A 23,525-nucleotide genomic window follows, 5' to 3' on the forward strand; every position below is an offset into this window, starting at 1 on the left:
AACATTCGCGCTATCACTTTCTGTTCGTTCCCCAAATACCGTATGGGCCGTTCGGCCTGAGAGTGTGATGAGTTGGACAATTGTGCTGACAGACATCGTCTCGAAGGGTGGACTGACGGTCGTCCTGGGAAGCGGCAAACCTCTCAAGTCACCGGGAAACAGCGTGTTTATGCAGCCTATACTTGGATATAGCCTTGATGTTGTCCTCCACGTCCGCCTGACTGACCGGTCATGCCTACACCAGAAACATCAGATTATGACGCAGGGCCAGTTCCCACGGCAGGGTGGAAGAGTTGAAGATCAGGTCGACACTGTTTGTAGACTGAATTAAGAGGACATTGTTGGGTTTCCCGGACTTGGATGAGGAGGGAACACGATGAACCTGGAGCAACTAACGTCGCCCGTGGCGTTTCTGATGGCCCGGCTGGGTGAACTTCCCCGCGAGAAGTCATTGCGGAGTTATCAGGATTGGTGGGTGACTGAGGGCATGGCCATCTCCGAGTCCGTGGATCGCAACGGCACCCCCTGGCTGCGCCTGTTTGACCGTCAGGGCGGACGGGTGGACGAGGTTCTGTTCGCTCCCGACTACCGGCGAATGCTGGGGCGTGGCTACCGGGAGGGAGTGATCTGGCGAGGCTTCGGGGAGGGCGGGTCCCTGTGGCACGCCTATCTGCTGGGTTATGTGACCGCCTTCTTCGATGCCGGACTCTATTGCCCTTATACGGTCAGTCTTGCCACTGCCATGCCCCTGGCCAAATATGGCGATGAGGCGCTGCAACGGCGTTTCCTTGCCCCTCTGCTGCGCAAGGACGGGCAGAACTGGCAGGGAGCTACCTGGATGACGGAGATTGGAGGTGGCTCCGACCTGGGTGCCAATGTGGCGACCGTGGCGCGACCGGCTGGTGACCGTTGGCGGCTCACTGGTGACAAGTATTTCGCCAGTAACGTGGGGGCGGAAGTGGCGGTGGTGGCGGCCCGCCCCCAGAGTGCGCCAAAAGGGGTGCGCGGACTCGCGCTGTTCGTGCTGGGGCGTCATACGGAAGACGGTCGCCTGAATTATCGCATCCGTCGGCTCAAGGACAAGATCGCCACCCGTTCGGTGCCCACCGGTGAGGTGGAACTGCGCGACAGCGAGGCCTGGCTGCTGGGTCCGGCGGAGACCGGGGTCTACCTGATCCTGGAGGTGTTAAACGTCTCTCGGGTGGCCAACTGCATTGCCAGCGTTGCCCTGGCACAGCGGGCGATGGCCGAGGCGCTGGAGTTCGCCCGCGAGCGGGTGGCCTTTGACAGGCCGATCCTCGAACACCCCCTGCTGGCCCGGCAGTTTCGGGAGCGCGCAGATGCCCTCGTGGCAGCCATCGCCATGGCCTGGGAGGTGGTCACGCTGTTGGATGATGTCTGGCGGCAGACTCCGCCCTATGCAGAGCGCTACCATCTGTTCCGGTTGCTGGCCCACCTGGGCAAGTACTGGACGGCCGAACTGGCAGTGGACACGGCCAAGTGGGCCATGGAAGTCCACGGCGGGTTGGGGGTACTGGCGGAGTATCCGGTGGAGCGCTGGCTGCGTGAGGCCATGATCCTGGCTATATGGGAGGGCACCAGCCACCGTCAGATGCTCGACGGACTGGAGGCCATGCTGCACAAGGGTGCCCACCGGTTGCTGCTGGCGCATCTGGCACCCCATGCCGACCCGGTCCGTGCGGCGGCGCTGGAGCGTTCCCTGGAGGCGTTGCTGGGACTGCCCCCCGCAGAGCGGGAGGCTGCGGTGGAGCCACTGTTTCGGGAGCTGGCCCAATTTACCGGGGAAGCCCTGGCGCAACGTGGATTTGAGGTATAGGGTGCCGGTCGCCCCTACCCGGCGGTAATTTCAAATAACTGGTGGGTAATCAGGTAGGGTTACAAAGTTACTTTATTTCGTGAATCCCAACCTCGCTCCTGTATCGCCCCATATGCCCCTTGTCCAATATCGATGCCAATGACGATAAACGATCGATGAAGGGCTTTTTTGGTTTGAAGCTGACCTGGTAAAGCTCTGCTGTTTTGCTGGCGTCAAGCAGATAATCATCACTGGTGCATAGTTCATCCACCAGCTTCAACTCCAGGGCGCGTGTCCCGTACCAGTGCTCCCCGGTCGCCACGGTAGCCATATCAAGATCCCGATGGGTCTTTACGAATGCCTTGAACAGCCGGTGGGTCTCATCGATCTCCTGCCGAAACCTGGCTCGGTCCTCATCGGTGTTTTCACCAAAAAGTGTAACCGTTCTTTTAAACTCCCCGGCAGTGAACTGCTCAAAATCAATATCGTGCCGCTTCAGGAAACGGTTGAAATTTGGCAACTGCGCCAATACACCGATGGAACCAACCACCGCAAAGGGTGCGGCAATGATGTGATCGGCCACACAGGCCATCAGGTACCCGCCACTTGCGGCGATTTTGTCTACCGCTATGGTCAGTCGGATTTGCTTGTCCTTGATCCGCGTGAGCTGGGAGGCCGCCAGGCCGTAGGCGTGAACCAGGCCACCACCGCTCTCCAAACGCAGCACGACTTCGTCTGCCGGCCTTGCCACGGTCAGGATGACGGTGATCTCTTCGCGCAAGGAGGCCACTGCAGAAGCGCGGATGTCACCGTGAAAATTCAGTACGAATATTCTCTTTTTATCTTTTGACGGGTCATCGGGTGTCTGTTCCCGGGATCGCTTGATCTCCTGCTTTCGCGTTTTCAGAAGCTGTTTAAACACCTTCTTTGGCAGCATCGCCGCCTTCAGGGTATGCGCCATGTCGTCATACTCCCGGTTCAGGTATTTGACTTCTAGACGCTGTTTGCCCAGAGGCCTGCCTCGACCGGCGAGTGCGATGATGCCCCCCGCAATTGCAAGAATGGCCAATACAACGGTGATCGATTTAGCCAGAAACAGGCTGTAGTCGGTAACAAAATCCATTCATTATTCTCCCATGCCTCAGCTAATAAATAATTCTTTGTGTCCCTAGAGCAAATTTCGAGGATAAATCCGCTCCTGCAAAAAGATCACGCTTCAGGCAACCGGTACCTGGGACATAGCCTTGAAAAAAGGGGAAGGGCGCCTTTCCTTCGTGTCTCAAGTTTGCCCCGACCCGTCACGTTTCACAGGCGCGTAGGGCGTATCCCGTATGCGGTCGTGCAAGTGCATGCGGTAATGGACGAAGGCATCGACATTGGTGAAATGCAGAAACGGGTTGCCCTCGACCTGCTCGGCCACTGTAGAGGTCTGGTGTACGGCATAATTGTGGCCGGGGTGGATGACGGTATCGGCGGGCAGGTCCGCGATCAGGTGACTCAGAGTGTCATACATCTGGTTCGGGTCACCGCCTTTCAGGTCGCAACGCCCGCAACCGAATACGAACAGGGTGTCGCCCGTGATCACCCGGTCGCCCAGCTGATAGCAGGCGGAACCGGGGGTATGCCCCGGTGTGTGCAGGACCTGGATGGGCGTCTCACCCAGCCGGATCACATCGCCACCGTGGTGCAGGGTAGGCAGGTCCAGGTAACGATCCCAGAACCGGGCCTCGGCCTTGAGCAGGTGCAGCTGGGCGTCATGGGCCGCCAGCACCTCCTCGATACCGTTGATGTGGTCATGGTGGCTGTGGGTGAGCAGGATGTCGGTGATCTTTACCCCCTCCCGAGCCGCCAGTTTCAGAATGCGGGGTACGTCCCAGGCGGGGTCAACCACCGCCGCCCGGCCGCTGGCATGGTCGTGGATCAGGTAGATGAAGTTTTCCATCGGTCCCAGTTCCAGCCGGTGAAGGGTGAAGGGCTGCTTCTCGACCATGGCTGAATCCTCCTGTGGTTCGCGATAAGTAAACCTTAGTACGATCAGCAGGCTGCCGCCAGCCGGACTGGGACGAATACCAACAATGCAGTAACCCGGGACAGCAGGACGGGTAAAGGCCGCAGGATGCGCCCATCAAGGCGGCGGCCTTTTCGTCGCTGCCCTGGATCGAGGGCATGGCAATAGCTGGGCAAGTGTCCGGTGGGCATTGATTGCCCACCAGCACTCTATTCCCTAGTTTCCACTGAATTGTCCGGCGGAGAATCGGTGCGGTGTGTGGCAGCCGACGCAGTCCCGGGTCTTGTTGGGGTGTGCAGGGGCGTCGAGTACAGCGGTATGGCAGGCGATGCAACGGTCATCCCCCACTTGATAGCCAGTAGCGCCGATCCCCGGATAGTAGCCGGTCAGATTCGGCTTCTCCTCACCCACCGTGTCGGCGGCATGGGTGCCGTGACAGGTATTACACTTGACCATCGCGTGGGTCATGAACGAGTCGGCATGCTCCTCCAGCATTTGGCTGTCTGTCTCGTGACAGCCGCCGCCGAGACAGGAGTAGCTGTATTCAATCGCAAAGCTGGTATCGAAGCGTGGGTCGAGGCTGGTGTTGCCAGAATCAGCGGGGCGGCCAGGACCGTTGCCGGAAAAAGCGACGGCATGCATTGCCAGGCCGACCAGAAGTGCGAGGGAGAGCGTAACGGTTTTTGAAATAATCCGGACAGGTTTCATTCTGCTCTCCTCAATTTACCTTGGCCAGTTTGACGGCACAGTGTTTATAGATGGGCTGTTTGCAATCGGGATCGACCCAGTTGATGGTGAGGCGGTTGGCATTGACCAAGCGGCTGTTGTTCTGCGCTACATCGGCAGGATCGATATCACCAAAGTGCATGGTGGTGAACAGCTGGCCCGGTTTTACCGTATCGGTAACCTTGGCCCTGACCACGATCTCACCACGGCGTGTGGTCATGCGCACCAGGTCACCTGTGGCTATATTCATAAACTCGGCATCATTGCTGCTGATCTCCACATAGTTCTCCGGCACCATTTCGTGCAGTTGGGCGATACGCTTGGTCTTGGTGCGGCTATGGAAATGCTCGATGACGCGGCCGGTCATCAGCCAGAAGGGGTAGTCGTAGTCTGGCAACTCGGGTGCGTTCTCGTAGTCCACCGCCCAAAGACAGGCCCGGGACAGGCCCTCTGGGTCAATCCAGGGCTTGTCGGGTGTTCCGCCCTGGGTATCTTCCCAGTTGGTATTGAAGCGGCCATCGGTATAGAGGCGCCGACCACCGTACATATCGTCAACAGTTGAGGGCCACTGGATACCGTTGGAGGCTTCCAGCGCATCGTAGCTCATGCCGCTCATGTCGCAGATGGTCCCCGTGGTGCAGGCCTTCCACTCCTCGAATGCCCCTTCGGGGGTATTAAAGCCAACCAGTGAATGGCCATCCTTGTCGGCAAAGCGTGAATCCATGGCGGCCAGTTTAGCGGCCACCATGATAGTGATATCCAGGTCAGCATAGGCGCCATAGCCGGCTTCACGCAGTTCGTAACCGGCGGGGTTGACCGCTTGGCGACCAAGATTCACCTTGCGCTCGGAACAGGTGTAGACCCCGGTCTTCTCGCCCCACATGGCGGCGGGCAGGAACATGTCGGCAAAGTGACTGCTTTCGACCGGATCATAGATATCCTGAACCACCACATAGGGGCGGTTGGGATTGTTGAAATCGAGATAGGTGTAGAGTCTGTTCAGGTCCGGTAAGGTGACCGCCGGGTTGGCGCACTGAATCCAGAACAGATTGAGTTGGCCGTTGCGCAACATCTCGACCTGGCTGTTGATCTCCGGCTGCAGCTCACTGTTGGAGGTGATGACGGTGGGTTTGTAGGGCGGTATCTTGCCGTGCTCGATGTTCCAGAAATTCTCCAGTTCACGAACGTGATCCGGATTGTAACAGTTGCGATAGCCGGCCAGGGCGGAGGAGCCTCCTGCCTCGCGGTTACTCATGGCAGTCGTCTGTCCAGTGATGCTGAAGGGCGCTGAACCAGGCCGCCCGATCTTGCCCATGATCAGGTGCATGGCACAGAGCATGCGCACCGTGTTGGTGGCCCCCATGGACTGGTAGACCCCCTGCAGAAACAGGGAGAGGGTCTCCTGTGAGGTGCCAATCCACTCCGCCGCGGTGATGATCTGGTCGGCCGGAACGCCGGTGATCGATGCAACGTACTCAGGGGTATAGTGGGCCACGACGGCAGCCATCGCAGCATAATTGCGGGTATGCTGACTGATGTAATCGGTATCGGTCCATTGATTGGCGATGATCTGTTGCACAATGCCGTTGATCAACGCCAGGTTGGTCCCGGGGTTGAGTTGCAGATGCAGGTCGGCACTGCGTGCCGTCTGGGTACGGCGCGGATCGACCACGATCAGCTTCGGTGCCCGCGGGGCGCGGCGCGCCAGGGCGATACGCCGCCAGAGCTGTGGGTGCATCTCCGCCGGATTCATGCCGAACAAAAAGAAGCAGTCGGTGTTTTCAATATCGTCATAACAGCCGGGTGGGCCGTCAGAACCGAAGGTGGTCATATAGCCAACGACGGCTGCCGCCATGCACAACCGGGTATTGGAATCCATGGTAGACGTGCCGATGGCACCCTTGGCCAGCTTGCCGAAGGCATAATACTCTTCGAGCGTCCACTGGCCGGTGTTATAAGTGGCGACAGAATCGGCTCCCAGTGGGGAGTCCACCGCGTCGATGATCTTCTGGCTCAGAATGGTAGTGGCTTCATCCCAGGTGATATTTTGCCATTGGCCATTCTGATCCCGAACCATGGGGTAGACAGCGCGGTCGCCGACACGCAGATCCTCATTGTTCAGGATCTTGTGTTCGTAGAGACCTTTTACGCACATCCGCCCGGCGTTGGTCGGGTGTTTGCCGTTGCCGCGCACGGCCACCGCCCGGCCAGCGCCGTCTACACCGATCTCCAGCCCACAACCAAAAGAGCAATAACCACAGACCGAGTAGTTCCAGTGAATCACATTCTCGAAGGTGTCATCTGCCACAGCCTCCACGCCGGTCAACAGGTTGAGTACGCCGCCACCGACGATAGCCTGTGAGGTCAGAGCGGTTCCCCATTTCAGGAAAGTTCGGCGACTCTGGTTACACAGATTGGGTTCATCGCGCAGAGACGTGAGCTCTTCGGGGGTAAAATTGGATTTATCAATCGATCGACGGTTCATATTCATCTTTCCTCGCTCAGCGGTGGTCGCGTTTATGCTGGACAGAACGGCCGAAATTGATGGAAATCACCTGGATTTTTTTTGGCTCTGTCCCAATTATGTGTTGGTTTTGTTTTGGCTTAGCTTGGCGATTCGCCCGGTAGGAGCGGCGCCTCGCCGCGAATTCGGCCTGGGGCGGGCCTCCTACAGGTCAAACCCCTCTCCGGCGGCCAAGCGTAGCGGTAGGAGTGGCTTCAGCCGCCAATTTCGCGGATAAATCTGCTTCTATAAAAAGACTACTTCTCATGCAACAGGTAACTGGGACAGAGCCTTTTTTTTGGGCAACAGCTTCGGACACCGCTGGCGATACTACATCCCTATCAGGTGTGATGTATTTCATTTCATTTCCAAAATGTAACAGGTTGTTTCAGGTTGATATGTGGGTTTTAGATGTGTGCGATTGGTCACTAATTACCGCTTCAGGTGGGCTACCGTGCGGTGGCATGGTCGGAAAATTGCACTGACATACCAGATATCTCCCGGGTTGGGAGATGAATCCGGCAGACATCGCCTTGAAAGGCAGACTATTCCGACGCGGGTGTCACTTGACTGGAGAAATGCTGGACACTCTCCTATTCTTAATCTACAGGAGGCGATCCATGGAAACCGCGATTCTGTTGCGTTTTGCCGAACGGATAATCGGGGTGTTGATCGGCGGTATGGCGATCTATCTCGGCTACCGGCTATTTCTTAAGATTCCCGACCGGCAGGACGGGGAAGGGCGTTTTAGTCTGCGCGATGTTTCCATTGTCATCAGCCGCGTTGGGCCGGGCGTGTTTTTTGCGTTGTTTGGCGCAAGCGTGGTGGGGGTGTCTTTCTTTCAGGGTACAGAAGCTGAGTGGCGCCCTGATAGTCAGCGTTTCAGCGGCATGGGTGCGGAAGCCCCATTGACTACCGATCGCAGGGCTTTGTTAAGGCGCGATATCGCGATTCTCAATAATATCGTTCCAAAGTTATCAGCAGGGTTGCCAGAGCAGGATCGTGCCGAGGTGGAACTCGCACTGCCACGTATCAAGTTTGCCCTGATGAAACCAGCATGGGCCGAGGGAGAAGACGGTTGGTCGGATCCCCGACGGTTTGAGATCTGGTTGAATGATGGACAGCAATCTCCTCCACCGATTGAACTCGAGGCTGCCGTTCGTTTTTTCCACTATGGCGACCCGGCACACCTACCATGAACGTATTGCCGAGAGCCTGTGCAACTTTTCTGCTGGTGCTCTGGGCAATGATGATAGCGCCCACGGCCTTTGCTGCTGACTTGACGGGGATTTATGCGCAGAGCACGCTGGAGCATTGGGAACAGCGTTACGCTCGCTCGACCCAGCGGATTCTGGATGAAGTGATTCGGCCTGTACTGTTGGATTCCGAACGGCGGCGGCTTGAACGGGTTCGGCTGGATACGCCCACGCATGCACAAGGTGACATGCAAGGCCGCCCGTTGGCCTTCTATGCGCCGTGGGACGGTAGGCGTGTGGTCATGCCGGTTTTCTCGCTCAAGTTTCTCGATGACCTGTGTACCGCCTATGCATGGCTGCAGATCAACGGCTACAGCCTGGAAACGATCACGGACTATACCGCCATGCTGCGTTATGGGGACGTTCGTGCCACCCCCGAGTTCGCGCCGCTGTCAGCACTGGGTGTGCCGGAAGATGCCCTCGAAGATGCCCGGGTAGATAAGTTGGCGCTGGGCCATTTCGTCACTGCCCGCACATTTATTTTGCTGCATGAGCTTGGGCACCTGTACCACGGTCATCGCGGTGGGACTGCTGCACAGAAACGTCATAACGAAACCGAGGCTGACCGGTTTGCTGCCGAGGTGATGGCCCGAACACCGCTTCCGCCATTGGGCAGCCTGGTCTTCTTCATGGCAGATGTAAGCTGGGCGGGTTATCCATCATCCGATCAGGACACACATCCGATCAGTGGTACACGCCTGCGTACCCTGGCGGCGCAGTTGGAGGCCCCAACATTGGCTAGCCGCCTGATTAAGCTCGCTGCAATGCTTGAGGATCCAGATATTCGACGCAGCTTCGTTGCGGTCGGCAAAGCCACGACACTGGCCTCATTGGCGCCCCGCCGCCCGGACCAGTTATCTAGCGCCACCGCCATCGAAGTGAATGCCGCATTTTCGGGCAGTTACCTCGGGCAGGTAACACAGGTTGGTGATCAAGCCTTCCCGGTACGTGTCGATTTCAAGCGGGAGGGTGATCGGGTTTGGGGAGAGTACCGTTTTGCGCTGGGAGTCGGGAAGATCGATGGACGGGTGAGTGGCAATGTTATGAATTTCGCCTGGGAGTGGGCGGACAGTTATGGGCGTGGCAGATTCGAGTCCACTGCGGATGGCAAGGCCTTCTCCGGCCGATGGGGTTACCATGATTCAGCGGACAATGCGGGCAGCTGGAACGGTACCGCGATTGTGCCGCATTGACGGAGGCGTATCCTGATGAAAGCAAACAGATGGGTTACTTTGGGTCTGACCGTCTGCATCATAGTGACTGCAGCGCCGGCGCTCGCCGAACGTTATGTGGTTGTGAATGGCGCTCGTATGGGCCTTCCCGATCTCCAGTATCTCGACCGAATCAGCTGCAGTTACATTGCCGACGGCAATTATTGGTTGGATACAAACAGCGGTTTGTGGGGCTACGCCGGCGGTGGTGCACAAGGTTACATTACCGACAACTGCAACACCCGTCGGCGCGGTCTTTCGGAGCGTGGTCTGCTGTACAGTCCGGGTGAATTGCTGCGCTGAGCCCTTGAGTACAGCCGATAGGATGTCAGGTCATGGATTGAAAGGTCCGGGATCTGATTCACTAAGCGTACGAATCCCTTCATACCGTCATTGTTGCCCTGAAGCACTTAACTTTCGGGACACCATCGGTTGAGGATTGTGTGCCGCAGTGGTACCACTGGAAGCTCGGAGAGCGTTACCGGGGCATTATGACAGTGATATCACAACACACTACTCTGCGCGGGAATCGGAGGCGTGCCTGGAGACCGTTGGGTCTGCGAGGTGACAATCGGCAAGAGTCCGGCACAGGAGAATATTTGGGGGCAGTATGAAAATCATTTGATCTGGAGAAGGGGATTATACCGACCCAACTATCACGCCGGTTCCGTTATGCAAGGATGACAGGATCAATAGCTGGGCTGGTTTTGTAATCAGGCAGGATTAAAAGTTACTTTATTTCGTGAATCCCCACCTCACTCCTGTATCGCCCCATATGCCCCTTCTCCAATATCGATGCTAATGACGATAAACGATCGATGAAAGGCTTTTTTGGTTTGAAGCAGACCTGGTAAAGCTCCGCTGTTTTGCTGGCGTCCAGCAGCCAATCATCACTGGTGCATAGTTCATCCACCAGCTGCAACTCCAGGGCGCGTGTCCCGTACCAGTGCTCCCCGGTCGCCATATCAAGTTCCCGATGGGTCTTTAATACACCGATGGAACCAACCACCGCAAAGGGTGTGGCAATGATGTGATCGGCCACACAGGCCATCAGGTACCCGCCACTTGCGGCGACTTCGTCTGCCGGCCTGGCCACGGTCAGGATGACGGTGATCTCTTCGCGCAAGGAGGCGACCGCAGATGCGCGGATGTCACCGTGAAAATTCAGTACGAATATTCTCTTTTTATCTTTTGACGGGTCATCGGGTGTCTATTCCCGGGATCGCTTGATCTCCTGCTTTCGCGTTTTCAGGATCTGTTTAAACACCTTCTTTGGCAGCATCGCCGCCTTCAGGGTATGCGCCATGTCGTCATACTCCCGGTTCAGGTATTTGACTTCAAGACGCTGTTTGCCCAGAGGCCTGTCTCGACCGGCGAGCGCGATGATGCCCCCCGTAATGGCAAGAATGGCCAATACAACGGTGATCGATTTAGGCAGAAACAGGCTGTAGTCGGTAACAAATTCCATTCATCACTCTCCCATGCGATGCCGCATTGAATACATAACCCCTGGTGTCACTTGCGCATGCTTCGGATAGCCAACTGGTTAAATTCCAGTGAAGGAGTCAAACGTTCATAAGGTAGCGGGTTTGCTAGCAGGTACAATTCACCGGTAACCACCGAACCGGAAGGTGGAGTCCGGATGAGCCCCTATGAACTAAGGATCAGCAGCACCTAAAGGCCGTCAGGTATTAAAGGGAGTCTAGTTTGCAGTGATTAAAAAGCCAGCCAGGTATTCGACACTGATCCCAAGCATTGCGGCTCTCCGGCATGATGCAGTAAGTAATCCAGCCGGCATGGCATGCACCCGTTTCGCAGTGACCGGACCATGTATTTCGATATGCTCTGTGTTTGCTCCAGGTCTCGCCAGTTTGAGTATCCAGCAGACATAGTGTGTCAGATTGCCGGATTAAGCCGGCGATTGAAAAGCGGGTATTTCGATACAAGCTTCGGTACCGCCACCCGGTCGCGCAACCAGGCTAAGACGCCAGCCGTGGAACTGCGCCAGTTGCCGGGCTATGGCGAGCCCCAATCCGCTGCCGCCGCTGCTGCTGCTACGGGAAGGGTCCAAACGGTAAAAGGGTCGGAATACAGTCTCACGCTCTGCTTCCGGAATGCCTGGCCCCCGATCCAGTACCTTGATCACGCACCCCTCCGGGGTTCGTCTGTATTCAACGGCAACCTCAAGACCGTCGCTATAACGCACCGCGTTTTGCAGCAAATTGGCAAGAATTCTTGTCAGCACCAGCGGCTGCAGGGTGAGCAGACATGGATCACCCGGAGTCCAGTCGATATCCGTACCCATGCGCCGTGCGTCGATGACGCAGCGGTCGATGATATCTCTTATATCAATGGGTTCCGGGCTGTCACCTGCCAGCTCCTGCCCCAACTGCAGGTACTGGCTGATCAGATGCTCCATCTCCTGGATATCCTGTGTGGCCTCTGCGACCAGCTGTGCATCCGCTTGGGGTCTCAGCATTTCTAGGGTCAGACCCAGGCGCGCCAGAGGCGTGCGCAGATCGTGTGCGATACCGGAGAGCATGGTCGTGCGATCTGCCAGCAGTTCCTGTACCTGCAGTGCCATGTGATTGAAGGTGCGGGCAAGCTGTAACAGCTCAACCGGACCCGCTTCCGGCAACGGTTTGGGTGTAACGCCGCGGCCGATCTCGTCTGCAGCTTTGGCAAAACGTGCCAGTGGACGTGTCAGGCGGCGCACCAGCAAAAGCGCTGTCAGCAACACCAGTGCTATGCCAAGGGTAAAGACGATCAGAGCCGCCAACGGTGGCTGTGGACCAAGCCGTGCAAGCGTAAATCCAAAACGTACTACCCGCTCATTGACGGGGATGTCTGTCCAAAACCAGCGGGTTCCATCGTCAGAAATGGTCTGCTTTATAGTGATGGATTGGTTGCTGCGCCGGGTCAGGCTGTCCTGCAGGAAGTGAATATAGGGAAGCAGCCGGGTTTCTTCACCGGGCAGCGGCGAGGTGGTTTGGTACATGAACAGGCCGTGATTGAGTTCCAGTTCCAGTTCAAAATCCGGACGTGTCTGCGGCGGCAACTCGGCCCAGGTTTGCGCTGATACCATCATCAGTGCTGCGAGATCCTCGGCAGAACGCTTGGCAACCGGTATAACAATCAAGTAGCCGATTGTGATCAAAGTCAGTAGCAGGAACAGTAACGTTGTAGCCGCCAGTGTCGCCGAAGTCTTTGCGTAGAGGGTTTTCGGCCACCAGAGTTGTAAAAGATTCTTCATCCTTGCGCTTCACCTTTGGGAGCGAACAGGTACCCTTCACCCCAGATGGTACGAATATAGCGTGGTGTGGCCTGGTCATCCTCGATCTTGCGTCGCAGGCGGGTGACACGTACATCGATCGAGCGATCAAAGGGTGAACGGTCATAACCCTTGATCAGGTCGATCAAGAGGTCGCGACTCAAGACCCGGTTGGGGTGTTCAGCAAAGACACGCAGCAAGGTGAATTCTGCAGTCGTCAGCGGTACTGGTTCCCCGTTTCGGGTGAGTTCATGCCCCGTGATGTCAAGGCGATAGGGACCAAAGGCATGCGTTATTTCTGGCGCCTTGCTGACAGCTGCCGTATGGCGGCGCAACAGGACGCGGATTCTGGCGAGCAGTTCACGGGGGTTGAACGGCTTGGCAAGATAGTCGTCGGCGCCGATTTCCAGGCCGATAATGCGATCGATGTCCTCGCCGCGCGCCGAGAGCATGATAATCGGCAGGTCACCCTCGGCACGCAGCCTGCGCGCCAGGCTCAGTCCATCCTCGCCCGGCAGCATCAGGTCCAGGATTACCGCGTCCGGTGTCTGTTTCGCGAGAAAATTGTCCATTGCCGGTCCATCCGGAACCGCCGTGACACGAAATCCCTGTTCTACCAGATAACGTGACAGCCGGTCGCGCAGCGCACGATCATCGTCCACGATCAGCAGGTGTTCGGATCTGTTTTCCATCTTCCAAGTTTATCGGGTTTCCATCACCCATGCCCATTCAATCAATCGTTGTGAAACACACTGTTACATATTCGCCGCCAGCGGAAATCTCTCTGAAACACCCGGCATCGAGTATTCCAGTACGAAAAGATGGCCGGAGCCTTCGTGTGACAGCTTCCGGAAATTAACCCACAGGATGATCAAGATGAATAGGACGTTTTTCATAACCAGTTTGCTCTATCTGGGCCTTGCCTTGCCGGCTCACTCGGCTGATGAAATTGACATGATCAGTGGCGAACACCGGTCGCCACCGGACTTCTCCGGCACCTGGCGACTGGACAAGGCCTCAAGTGATGATCCGGAGGCCAAGCTGCAGGAAGCCAGGGAGATGATGCGAGAGTCGAGAGGTATGCGTGGGGGTATGGGGGGCGGTTTCGGGCGCGGTAAAGGCGGTGACATGGAGGCCCGGCGTCAGGGCAGTGGCAGGGGCAGGGGCGCTTCCAGAGGTATGCCGGCGGCCTCGGCCAGCGAAGTCCGTGTCCTGATCAGTAGCGCCGAGATACTGGAATTGTCCCATGCAGACCCCATGCTGCTGATTTCCGTGGATGGCGGTCCGCAGCAACGACTCTTCACGGATTTTCGCGGAGCGGCGGTATCTGCGAGTAGTTCCGTACCACAGGCGGTGACCACGGCAGGCTGGGAGGGTGATGTACTGGTAATCGAAACTACACAGGATAGCAAACCCACCCTGTTGCAACGATACCACCTTAGAACTGATAACGGACAGCTTGAGGTAATCACCAATCTCACGCTACCCGGTACATCGCTGAATGTATCGATCAAATGTTTCTATGACCGGGCAAATGCGCGGACGACAAGTGCCGCGGGCGTTGGGTCATGATCAGGATTTTAAGCGTCTTATAGGGATTAATCGGAGAGAGATATATGGGTATGCAAAGCAAAATCACCACAAGGGCAGTTTGCCTGATACTGTTCTTTTACCTGTTATTTGTCGGCGCCGGGTCGGTGGCAGCCAGTGTCATTATGGACAAACAGGCCGCACCGCTGGATTCAGGGGAGGCAGATGTTGCGGATGAAGCTATAGCGAAACACGACCCAACGCCGTCTGTCGTTCTACTGGAGAGGGTACGAAAAAATGCCAGGCAGCAAGCCGCTGCGGCTGCATTTTCACTGGGAATCATGGCCATAGAGCAGAAGGACTTTACCACTGCAGAACTGCTGGTTCAGGAATCTCTGCAGTTGCAGCCATCAAACCCCGAGTACCTGTACGTTGCCGCCAGTCTGGCCTTTAACAGGGGAGCATTTGCGGAGGCGGAAGCGTATCAGTTACGGAGTCTGGAACTGACGAAGGCGGAGCTGGGGACTCAGGATATCCGCACTGCCTCGCTGATGGATGATCTAGGGACTATCTATCTTGCCCAGCAGCATTACGATCAAGCCGAACGTACATGGCGGGAGAGTCTGTCTATCCGTGAACAGATCCTGGGCAATACGCACCCGTCCATAGCTCCGCGTCTGAAGGATCTGGCAGGATTGGTCATGCATGATGGAAGATTTGACGAAACCGAGCAACTGCTGAAGCGGTTGATTCATATCCTGGAGGCGGATACAGGGCCAGACCGCATGGATATCGCCACTGCACAGCATATCCTGGCTGATTTCTATGTCAGCCGGCATCGGAAGAATGAGGCTGATGAACTTTACCGCAGGGTATTGGCGGACTGGAAAGCGGCCCCCACACAAAGGCGCCTGTTAATTGCCGCCAGGCTCTATGAGCTTGGTAATGAATACCTTTCGCAACTACGGCTGGAGGAAGCCAGACCGCAGTTCGAGTTGGTGCTTGGATTGCTGGAGAACGACTTCGGGGCAGACCACTTGTATGTCCGAGGCGCGAGGACGGCATTGATCAAGCTGAAATCCGAGCAGGAAGAGCACAGTGGAAACAATACGGTTGATCCAGTGGGGGACAGAGAATTGCATAGCCGGTTTTCACAACACAGGGAGGTCATGTGATCACCGCCGTTTCCCTGAAACACTTTGAAACATTTTGGGCGTTGGCGGAAATATCCCGGAAACAGATTCAATCGATCATGGCTTTCAAGATGGCTGCACGCCCGCGGGTGGGAGTGGCAGCGGATTCCAACTGATTAGGAGCAGTAAAAATGACAAACAAATCAACCCATCAGAAACAGAGATACGGCTTTATTTGTATGGGTTCCTCACGGGTGCTATCGCTTGTGGCGGCTGGATTGCTGACATCCTTTGCTGCGCAGGCAGCCGATTATAGTCAATATACAACTGAGGAGTTGGTTCAGATGCGTAACCAAAACCGTGATATGAGCGAGCCGGAGCGGGAGCAGTATCGCGAGGAGTTACGCACACGGACTCAGGATATGAGTAAAGAGGAACGGCAAAACCTTGGCCTTGGCGATAATCGAAATCTGGAGCCAGGCGCTGGTCAGCGCACGCGCTTTAACGAAGACAATGACCGTGGGCGGGGTGAGTTGGTGCGTGAGCGTTCCCGCACGGAGTTTGGATCATCCGGCTACGGTTATGGGTACGAGCAGCGTCAGTCCCAAGGCAGCTTCGGCGGGGGTATGGGAAGAGGTGGTCGCGGCGGCGGTGGGCGTGGCCGATGACAAGAGCGGTCTGCAGTTGCCAGTCAACGATGACTTTTGAACTGGCAACTATCCAGGGGTCTCGATAATCCAGGAATGTTGGATGTGCCAACCGCAGCGATGTGCATCGGTCTCTATCAAGGCGATTCGTTTCATCCGCTGGAAACCACGGTTTTCCATGTCTCTGCCGAGTGCTGAATAGTTATATCAATATATTTTGTAGATTCCAGAGAGGACAGAATCGGATAAATGGAATTGATGAGATGGCAATGACAACCAAATGTATCGCAACCAGGAATGCAGATAGGTCAAACGATCAATCAATAGCGGTTCTGTTAGGGCCGGAACAGCTTGATCAGATCACCATGTCTGAACTGTTATTTTCAACCAGCAGATTTTTGCCTCCATACGCTGCGATTCCGGATCCATACAAATTTGGCAATACCAAATGGAACCGGCTTTTTTCAGATTGGTTCTATAGTGGGGTGGCCGATCTTCATCTGATCCCCAAGGGTGGAGTGGACGTCAACAAGGCACTCCGTGTAATCAAGGCGCACATGATTTCATTCGAGCCATCACACGGACATAAAGAGGCGGGCGTGGCGTATATGATGTCGCTGTTATTTGAGGATGCAACCTGGTCGTTGTATTCCGTTGATCCGATAGACCTTATTGGAGGATGAAATCCATGAAATGGTTTAACTGGCCACAGCCATGGTGGCTTGGTCTGGTGTTCCTGTTTACGATCCTGTTCGGCTTGCTTACCCTCAAAGAGGGCGGGTCGGTGCTGTTTTTTGATGGCCCGGCGCGGCTTGCTGCAGGACATTATGTCCCCTTCGTGCTCTGGTTTAACTTTCTCGCCGGTTTTGGCTATGTGATCGCTGGTGTTGGGTTGTGGATGCGAAAGCGCTGGGCGGTATGGCTCACGATCGCGATCACTGCTGCCACTGCGCTTATTTTTGCCGCCTTTGAAGCCCATATTTACTCGGGAGGAGCCTATGAGTCCCGCACCCTGTTCGCCATGAGCCTGCGCACGCTGGTCTTGACCGCAGTGTCGTTCATCGCCTGGCGGCAACTGTTGCCGCGAGAGGTGTGCTCCGACACTGATCGAAAAGGCGAAGCTATTGGTAATCAAGTCCACCGAGGGTAATTGCTCATAAGAACCTGCTGACGACACTGAATGAACTGGTGCAGGTAGTGGAGAACAGGTTACACAAGCAACAGGCAACGTGATCGTACCGGTGTTTGCAGTCGGGCGCGCTCATCATCTCCGCCAACGGAATTACACGTGTTGGTCGTATGCGCCATCATCTGCGCCACACTCTCCGGAGACGCGAACACAGTGTGTTGTTGTGAGTAACACCACCTTAATATTAATAACACAAGGAGAAGATCATGCAGGGCAAGAAGAATATTGCGACCGGTTTTCTGTTTCTGGCCGGCTTCATGATATACGGATTTGTGCTGATCTACCTGCGCGACTTCGCACCCGGCAAGGAGCAGTGGATTGCCGATTATGCCATTGGCAAGCATTTCGAATCACGTCTGGCACATGTCCACGGCAATCTGTTTGCCATTATCAATATCCTGGTGGGTTACCTGTTGCTGCGGCTGCCGGTTGCGCCCGAATCGGCGAAATGGATCTCCTGGCTGACCCTGGCCGGCATGCTGATGCCGCTTGGTATCCTCTCCGAAGTGGCCTTTGGACTGCCGCCACTGCTGGTGCTGGCGGGCGGTTTCGCCATGGTCATGGCCATGCTCTGGTTCGGCGTTGCGGCGCTGAAACTGCGTACCGGTGATCTTCAGCTATGAAATCAGAGCGGGATCGTATTCCGGCTGCTGACATGTCCTCAGAGAGTGAACAGGCGGGATTGTTGCGGAAGATATTGCAGAGTTCTTCTTATCGTCTGGCGCAGGAAGATAAGGAATTTCTCGCAAGTGAGGATTTACGACCGGTGCGTTTGCAATTGGAGTTTCTCAAACCCAAACGCTATCTGCGTGAGCACAACGTCCGCTCCACGATCGTTGTCTTTGGCAGCGCGCGTCTGCTACCACCGGATCATGCAGAGGCGAGATTAGAGGTGTTGGAGAGGCGCGCAGATCCAGCTCTGAAAGCGGAGATCGCCCGTGCCAGAAAACAGCTCGAATACTCGCGTTACTATGTCGAGGCACGACATTTTGCCAAGATCGTTTCGCGCCGTTTTCAAAAGGAGGGACGCCGCGATTTTGTCGTGGTAACTGGTGGTGGGCCCGGCATTATGGAGGCGGCAAATCGAGGCGCCTATGACGCAGGTGAGCGCAGCATAGGCCTCAATGTCACACTGCCACACGAGCAAGCACCCAATCCGTTTGTGACACCGGAACTCTGTTTTCAATTCCGCTATTTTGGTCTGCGAAAAATGCATTTTCTGCTGCGTGCCCGCGGCCTGGTTGCCTTTCCTGGTGGTTTCGGAACCCTCGACGAACTGTTTGAGACACTTACGCTCATGCAGACAAAAAAAGTGGCCACAATGCCAGTTGTACTGGTTGGCCAACAATTCTGGAGTCGAGTAATAGATTTTAATTTTTTGCTAGAAGAAGGGATGATTGACAAAGAAGATCTAAAATTATTTTCTATTGTTGACAGTGCTGATGAGGCCATTACGGTACTGTGTGATTTTTACCAAGGCACACCGCCTGAATAGGCGTTGTTCAGATAGTACTGCAAGCAGTCCATGCGATCTTTTTATGCTACCGGCCGATCCAGCCAGATATGTTTAATATAAAAGGTTATTTTGGTTGTCGATTACTCCCGCTAACACCTCAGCGATCAGCGTCTGATAAATGGTGGCTTGTTTTTACACAGGCGAGTATTACGATGCCATGGATCGTATCACTTAATCTTATGTGTCAAATCAGTTAGGAGTTGGGATAGTGGGTTTATTCAGAAGCAGGGGGCGAGCGTTTTTTATCCCGCTTGGCTTGCTGGTTGGGGTGGGATTGGTCGTGCTGTTCATAATGAACAGCCAGTCTCCCACCCATGGTGAGATTGAAGCCGTAGTTCCGAAGTTAACCGTGATCACTGTACAGCCCATGGAATTTCAGCTGGCAGCACGTGGTTATGGTGTGACCCGTGCTGCCGATTCCTGGCAGGCGGTGGCCAATGTGCCAGGTCGTGTGGTGGAGCGACACCCGAATCTGGAGAGTGGCACCCTGGTGCGCAAGGGTACGCTGCTGCTGGCCCTGGACCCGGGTCGCTACAAACTGGCCATTGCCGATACCGAGGCGGAACTGGCCTCGTTGTCAGCCGAGTTGTCGCAACTCGATACCGAGGAGGAGAATACCCAAAGATTGCTGAAGCTGGAACAGACGCGACTCACCCTGGCCGAGCAGGAGTTGGCACGTATCGAGCGGCTGGCGAAAAGCGGTACGGTATCGCAGTCACAACGTGATGAGCAACGGCGCGCCACGGTGGCGCAGCGCCAGTCCGTGGCGACGCTGGAGAACCAGTTGGCACTGCTGCCTACCCGAATAGCCTATTTGCAGGCCCAGGTGGAACGTGCCAGAACGCGGCTTGAACAGGCCCGGGAGGATCTCGCAGACACCCGTTTCGTGGCACCCTATGACCTGCGTATCGATGAGGTTGATATCGAGCTTCACCAGTATGCGACCGCAGGTCAGCGGCTGTTTCGTGGCGACAGCATCGCGGCCGCTGAGATCGAAACCCACATACCACTGCCGATGTTGCGCCGGCTGATGGGCAGCGTGCAGCGCACCACCCCTCCGGCGGATGCCCTGGATATCAGTGAACTTGTGGACTTTTCTGCCATTGATATCGAGGTGCGGCTGGCGGGGGCAGAGGAGATTCGCTGGCCGGCACGGGTCACGCGCGTGGCCAGTGGCCTGGACCCGGCCACCCGCACCGCGCGGGTGGTGGTGGTTGTGGAGAACCCTTATGACAGGGTTGCACCATCCAAGCATCCGCACATGCAGCCGGGCATGTACGTGCAGGTATATCTCACGGCCATGAATCGTGAGCCGCTGCTGGTGATACCGGTGGCCGCGGTGCACCACAACGAGGTGTACCGGGTTAGCGACAATGACAAGCTCGAACGGAGACCGGTGTCGGTAGCCTTCGAACAGAATGATCTTGCCGTGATCAGTGGCGGGCTCGCTCCTGGACACCGGGTTATCGTGGACGATCCGGTCCCGGCGCTGGATGGCATGGCGATAAATCCGTGGCGTGATGAGAGCCTGGAGCAGCGCCTGCAGGCCCAGGCCCGGGGTGAGTCGTTGTGATCCGCTGGTTCGCTGGTCATCCCACTGCAGCCAACCTGCTGCTGATTGTGTTATTGGCCATGGGTCTGTTCGCTGCCCCGTCGCTGAAACGCGAAACCTTTCCTGATTATCGTCCCGTCGAGGTGAGTATTGAGGTGGTTTATCGCGGCGCCGGCGCAGACGACGTGGAGGACTCCATTTGCAAGCGTCTCTACGATGCGGTCAAGGGTGTCGACTATCTCGATGAGATCATCTGCGCGGCCCAGGATAACGTGGCCAGCGCCACGGCGACCATGCAGGCGGGCGGCGACCCGATCCGTTTTCTGAATGATATCGATACCGAGGTCAACGCCATTACCGATCTGCCCGCACGCGCCGAGGCACCGGTGGTGCGCGAACTGCACCGCAGCGATCTGGTGGCTGCGGTAGCGGTCGCCGGTGACATGCCGTTGCATCAACTGGAGGATTATGCGCTTCTGCTTGAGGAACGCATCATGACCCTCCCCGGTGTTGCCAGTGTTACCATCCACGGGCTGTCGCAACGACAATGGCAGATCGAGGCGTCCCGTGAGGTGTTGGGGCAGTACGGGCTCTCGGCACGTGATCTGGCCGCCCGGGTCGGGCAACAGAATATCGATATGCCACTGGGTACCCTGGAGACCCGGGAGCGGGATGTTCAGCTGCGCTTTACCGATCAACGTCGTTCACTGGATGAGTTGCAGCATCTGGTCATGATCTCGGACCGTGAAGGGGGCGAGTTGACCCTAGGGGAGATCGCCAGCCTGAAACAGGTGGGCGAGACGGAGGAGGAGAAGATTCGCTTCAATGGCGAACGGGCACTGGTGCTGGAGGTGAGCAAGTCCCTGCGTGATGACTCCCTGCGGGTGATGGACGGACTCACGGACCTGGTAGAGCGAGAACGACAGAGAATGGGCAGCGGGGTCCGTTTCCATCTGACCCAGGATATGACCAGTATTGTCCGGGATCGGCTGCAGATGCTGGTCAACAACGGGTTGATGGGGCTGGTGCTGGTGGTGCTGGTAATGGGCCTGTTTTTCCGTTCCCGGCTGGCATTGTGGGCGGTACTGGGACTGCCGGTGGCATTCATGGGTGCCTTCTTCGTGATGGGAGTGACCGGGTTATCCCTGAACATGATCACCATGGTTGCACTGTTGATGGCGATCGGCATCGTCATGGATGATGCGGTGGTCATTACCGACAATATTGTTGCCCATGCCGGTGAGCAGAAGTCGCCCCTGGAGGCCGTGGACAACGGGACGCGTCAGGTGCTGTCTGGTGTGTTGTCGTCCTTTCTGACCACGGTATCGGTGTTCGTGCCGTTATCCTTTCTGTCCGGAGAGCTGGGCGCCGTGCTTGAGGTGCTGCCGGTGGTGTTGATAGCCGCGCTGGCGGCCAGCCTGATCGAGGCGTTCTGGATTCTGCCCCACCATATCAAGGGCAATATTCCGCAACTGCAGGCAGGTCATGACTCGCGCTTTCGCGCCGCTTTCGAGCGCGGCTTTGCCGCTTTTCGTGAATCGGTGGGCCGCACGGCTGACATGGCGGTTCGCTGGCGCCATGTGGTGGTGGGCCTGATGCTGGTGGTGATGCTCGGCTCGGTCGGGTTTATGGCCGGTGGACATATTGGCAGCGAGGCAATGCCGGACATTGATGGAGATGTACTGGAGGCACGGATCCTGATGCCCCAGGGTACGCCCTTATCGCGCACCGAGGCGGTGGCGGAACGGGTCGAGGCGGCCATGCGACTGATCGACCAACGGCTTACTCCGGCACAGCCCGATGCTGCACCGCTGGTTGAGGCCATCCAGGTACGCTTCAACTACAATCCCAGCGCCGGCGAAGCCGGCGCGCATGTGGCGACTGTCATGGTCGATCTGCTCACCGCGGAGCGACGGACGGTGACGCTTGACGATCTGACCCGGATGTGGCGTCAGGAGATCGGCGAAATAGCCGGCATCCACAGCCTGATCATCCAGGAGCCGGGCTTTGGGCCTTCCGGGATTCCGGTTGAAATACGTCTGCAGGGTGAGGATCTGCAAGCCTTGAAAAGCGCCGCGGTGGAAGCGGCGGAGTACCTGGCCGGCTACACGGCCGCCTACAACGTCATTGACGATCTTCGCCCCGGCAAGCCGCAACGGACCTTCTCGCTGGCCGCAGGGGCGCACGGGCTGGGACTGACCGCCGAAGCGGTTGCCTCCCAGTTGCGTGCGGCGTGGTTGGGTGAGATCGCCGACACCCAGCGAATCGGTGATCATGATGTAGAGATTCTGGTACGCCAGGCAGCGGGCGACCGGGACAGTTTTGACGACCTGGCCGACCAGACCATTACCCTGCCGGACGGCAGCCGGGTGCCGCTGAGTGAGGCAGCGGAGATGCACGAGCAGCGCGACTGGTCGCGTATTATCCGGATTGATGGCCGACGTACCGTTACCGTGCAGTCCAATGTGGATGCGCGCCTCAGCAGCGGCCAGGGGATTGTGGCCGACCTGAAAAAGAGCTGGCTGGCGGATTTCCAGGCGCGTCACCCACTGGTGGATGTCCGTTTCGAGGGGCAGGTTGCCCGGTCAGCCGAAACCGGGGGATCGATTGGCCGCGGTCTGCTCATCGGACTGGTGGGCGTCTTTGTTATTCTCTCCTTCCAGTTCCGCAGCTATGTTGAGCCGTTGATCGTGATGTTGTCGATTCCGCTGGCTTTTATCGGTGCCGTCTGGGGCCATGTGCTGATGGGCTATTACCTTTCGATGCCGTCCCTGATCGGTGCGGCCGGACTGGCGGGCATCGTGGTGAATAATGCCATTCTGCTGATCCAATTCATCAAGAGTCATCGGGAACGGGGCCTTTCGGCAGCGGAGGCCGCAGGGCAGGCCAGCCGTGATCGCCTGCGGGCCATACTCATCTCATCTTCCACGACCATTGTCGGGTTGCTTCCCCTGCTTGCGGAAACCAGCACCCAATCCGCGGCGATCAAGCCACTGGTGATCTCGGTGGTGTTTGGTCTGCTTACCTCCACGGTGCTTGTGCTGCTGGTGATTCCGGCGCTGTATGTGCTGTTCGACGATTGGGGATGGGCGAGAACCGAGGATATCCCGATGCTGGAGGGACGTACGGGGCCGGAGTCAAGTTAGGCCGGGTTAGCGTCGAATATT

General features: G+C 56.8%; 20 protein-coding genes and 1 pseudogene. 13 read left to right on the forward strand and 8 right to left on the reverse strand.

The annotated features are described in order from the left end of the window. Positions 1–376: 376 nt before the first annotated feature. Complete coding sequence (locus ACHZBF_RS05075) at positions 377–1,837, forward strand: acyl-CoA dehydrogenase family protein (RefSeq protein WP_321527812.1); 1,461 nt, start codon at positions 377–379, stop codon at positions 1,835–1,837. Between the two features lie 67 nt (positions 1,838–1,904). Here the strand turns inward: ACHZBF_RS05075 and sohB are convergent, their stop codons facing one another. The 4 genes from sohB to ACHZBF_RS05095 all read right to left on the reverse strand — a co-directional run bounded on the left by sohB (position 1,905) and on the right by ACHZBF_RS05095 (position 7,035). Further along, the gene (sohB, locus tag ACHZBF_RS05080; protein WP_273440944.1) at positions 1,905–2,939 is read right to left on the reverse strand and encodes a protease SohB; all 1,035 of its coding nucleotides are present in this window, start codon (positions 2,937–2,939) and stop codon (positions 1,905–1,907) included. 156 nt (positions 2,940–3,095) lie between these two features. Next, positions 3,096–3,806: an MBL fold metallo-hydrolase gene (locus ACHZBF_RS05085; RefSeq protein ID WP_321527813.1), complete on the reverse strand. Its 711-nt coding sequence runs from the start codon at positions 3,804–3,806 to the stop codon at positions 3,096–3,098. A gap of 234 nt (positions 3,807–4,040) precedes the next feature. After that, on the reverse strand, positions 4,041–4,532 hold the full coding sequence (locus ACHZBF_RS05090) for a hypothetical protein (RefSeq protein WP_321527814.1): 492 nt from the start codon (positions 4,530–4,532) through the stop codon (positions 4,041–4,043). A 10-nt stretch (positions 4,533–4,542) separates the two neighbouring features. Beyond that, entirely contained in the window at positions 4,543–7,035 is a 2,493-nt protein-coding gene (locus tag ACHZBF_RS05095) for a molybdopterin oxidoreductase family protein (protein ID WP_321527815.1), read from the reverse strand. Positions 7,036–7,673: 638 nt separating this feature from the next. On the opposite strand from ACHZBF_RS05095, the gene ACHZBF_RS05100 reads away from it, so the two are divergent. Genes ACHZBF_RS05100 through ACHZBF_RS05110 form a run of 3 tightly spaced genes read left to right on the forward strand, consistent with a single transcriptional unit; the run spans position 7,674 to position 9,823 of the window. Next, complete coding sequence (locus ACHZBF_RS05100; RefSeq protein WP_321527816.1) at positions 7,674–8,252, forward strand: hypothetical protein; 579 nt, start codon at positions 7,674–7,676, stop codon at positions 8,250–8,252. After that, the gene (locus tag ACHZBF_RS05105) at positions 8,249–9,502 is read left to right on the forward strand and encodes an ImmA/IrrE family metallo-endopeptidase (RefSeq protein ID WP_321527817.1); all 1,254 of its coding nucleotides are present in this window, start codon (positions 8,249–8,251) and stop codon (positions 9,500–9,502) included. Before ACHZBF_RS05100 ends, ACHZBF_RS05105 begins: the two co-directional genes overlap by 4 nt. 15 nt (positions 9,503–9,517) lie before the next feature. Further along, positions 9,518–9,823 carry a hypothetical protein gene (locus ACHZBF_RS05110; RefSeq protein ID WP_321527818.1) on the forward strand — a complete coding sequence of 102 codons (306 nt, stop codon included), beginning with the start codon at positions 9,518–9,520 and terminating at the stop codon, positions 9,821–9,823. A gap of 427 nt (positions 9,824–10,250) precedes the next feature. On the opposite strand, the gene ACHZBF_RS05115 is transcribed toward ACHZBF_RS05110, so the two are convergent. The 4 genes and pseudogenes from ACHZBF_RS05115 to ACHZBF_RS05130 form a co-directional block, all read right to left on the reverse strand. Then, the gene (locus tag ACHZBF_RS05115) at positions 10,251–10,616 is read right to left on the reverse strand and encodes a S49 family peptidase (protein WP_321528463.1); all 366 of its coding nucleotides are present in this window, start codon (positions 10,614–10,616) and stop codon (positions 10,251–10,253) included. Then, positions 10,605–10,988, reverse strand: a pseudogene (locus ACHZBF_RS05120) (protease SohB); the annotation flags it as partial. The gene ACHZBF_RS05115 and the pseudogene ACHZBF_RS05120, both read right to left, overlap by 12 nt. Positions 10,989–11,429: 441 nt before the next feature. Continuing rightward, positions 11,430–12,773: an ATP-binding protein gene (locus ACHZBF_RS05125; RefSeq protein WP_321527819.1), complete on the reverse strand. Its 1,344-nt coding sequence runs from the start codon at positions 12,771–12,773 to the stop codon at positions 11,430–11,432. Further along, a complete protein-coding gene (locus ACHZBF_RS05130) occupies positions 12,770–13,483 on the reverse strand; it encodes a response regulator (protein WP_029134579.1) in 714 nt (237 codons plus the stop codon). Before ACHZBF_RS05130 ends, ACHZBF_RS05125 begins: the two co-directional genes overlap by 4 nt. A gap of 184 nt (positions 13,484–13,667) precedes the next feature. Here ACHZBF_RS05130 and ACHZBF_RS05135 point away from each other — a divergent pair, with 184 nt between their 5' ends. The 9 genes from ACHZBF_RS05135 to ACHZBF_RS05175 all read left to right on the forward strand — a co-directional run bounded on the left by ACHZBF_RS05135 (position 13,668) and on the right by ACHZBF_RS05175 (position 23,504). Next, positions 13,668–14,363, forward strand: a complete 696-nt coding sequence (locus ACHZBF_RS05135) for a hypothetical protein (protein WP_321527820.1) — start codon at positions 13,668–13,670, stop codon at positions 14,361–14,363. Between the two features lie 50 nt (positions 14,364–14,413). Then, complete coding sequence (locus ACHZBF_RS05140) at positions 14,414–15,496, forward strand: tetratricopeptide repeat protein (RefSeq protein ID WP_394707546.1); 1,083 nt, start codon at positions 14,414–14,416, stop codon at positions 15,494–15,496. Positions 15,497–15,798: 302 nt separating this feature from the next. After that, positions 15,799–16,122, forward strand: coding sequence for a hypothetical protein (locus ACHZBF_RS05145; protein WP_157606867.1), 324 nt, complete (start codon positions 15,799–15,801; stop codon positions 16,120–16,122). A 242-nt stretch (positions 16,123–16,364) separates the two neighbouring features. Further along, positions 16,365–16,784, forward strand: coding sequence for a hypothetical protein (locus ACHZBF_RS05150; RefSeq protein ID WP_321527822.1), 420 nt, complete (start codon positions 16,365–16,367; stop codon positions 16,782–16,784). A 5-nt stretch (positions 16,785–16,789) separates the two neighbouring features. Next, entirely contained in the window at positions 16,790–17,251 is a 462-nt protein-coding gene (locus tag ACHZBF_RS05155) for a hypothetical protein (RefSeq protein ID WP_245621779.1), read from the forward strand. A 245-nt stretch (positions 17,252–17,496) separates the two neighbouring features. Beyond that, on the forward strand, positions 17,497–17,913 hold the full coding sequence (locus tag ACHZBF_RS05160) for a hypothetical protein (RefSeq protein WP_273440949.1): 417 nt from the start codon (positions 17,497–17,499) through the stop codon (positions 17,911–17,913). Further along, positions 17,910–18,785 (forward strand): LOG family protein, encoded by an 876-nt coding sequence (locus ACHZBF_RS05165; RefSeq protein WP_335342949.1) that lies wholly within the window; start codon positions 17,910–17,912, stop codon positions 18,783–18,785. The genes ACHZBF_RS05160 and ACHZBF_RS05165 overlap by 4 nt, the downstream gene beginning before the upstream one ends. 229 nt (positions 18,786–19,014) lie before the next feature. Beyond that, on the forward strand, positions 19,015–20,379 hold the full coding sequence (locus ACHZBF_RS05170) for an efflux RND transporter periplasmic adaptor subunit (protein WP_321527823.1): 1,365 nt from the start codon (positions 19,015–19,017) through the stop codon (positions 20,377–20,379). Further along, complete coding sequence (locus ACHZBF_RS05175; protein ID WP_321527824.1) at positions 20,376–23,504, forward strand: efflux RND transporter permease subunit; 3,129 nt, start codon at positions 20,376–20,378, stop codon at positions 23,502–23,504. Before ACHZBF_RS05170 ends, ACHZBF_RS05175 begins: the two co-directional genes overlap by 4 nt. Positions 23,505–23,525 lie beyond the last annotated feature (21 nt).

It is taken from the genome of Sedimenticola selenatireducens, from assembly GCF_963675335.2.
In the GTDB taxonomy this organism is placed as follows: domain Bacteria; phylum Pseudomonadota; class Gammaproteobacteria; order Chromatiales; family Chromatiaceae; genus Sedimenticola; species Sedimenticola selenatireducens.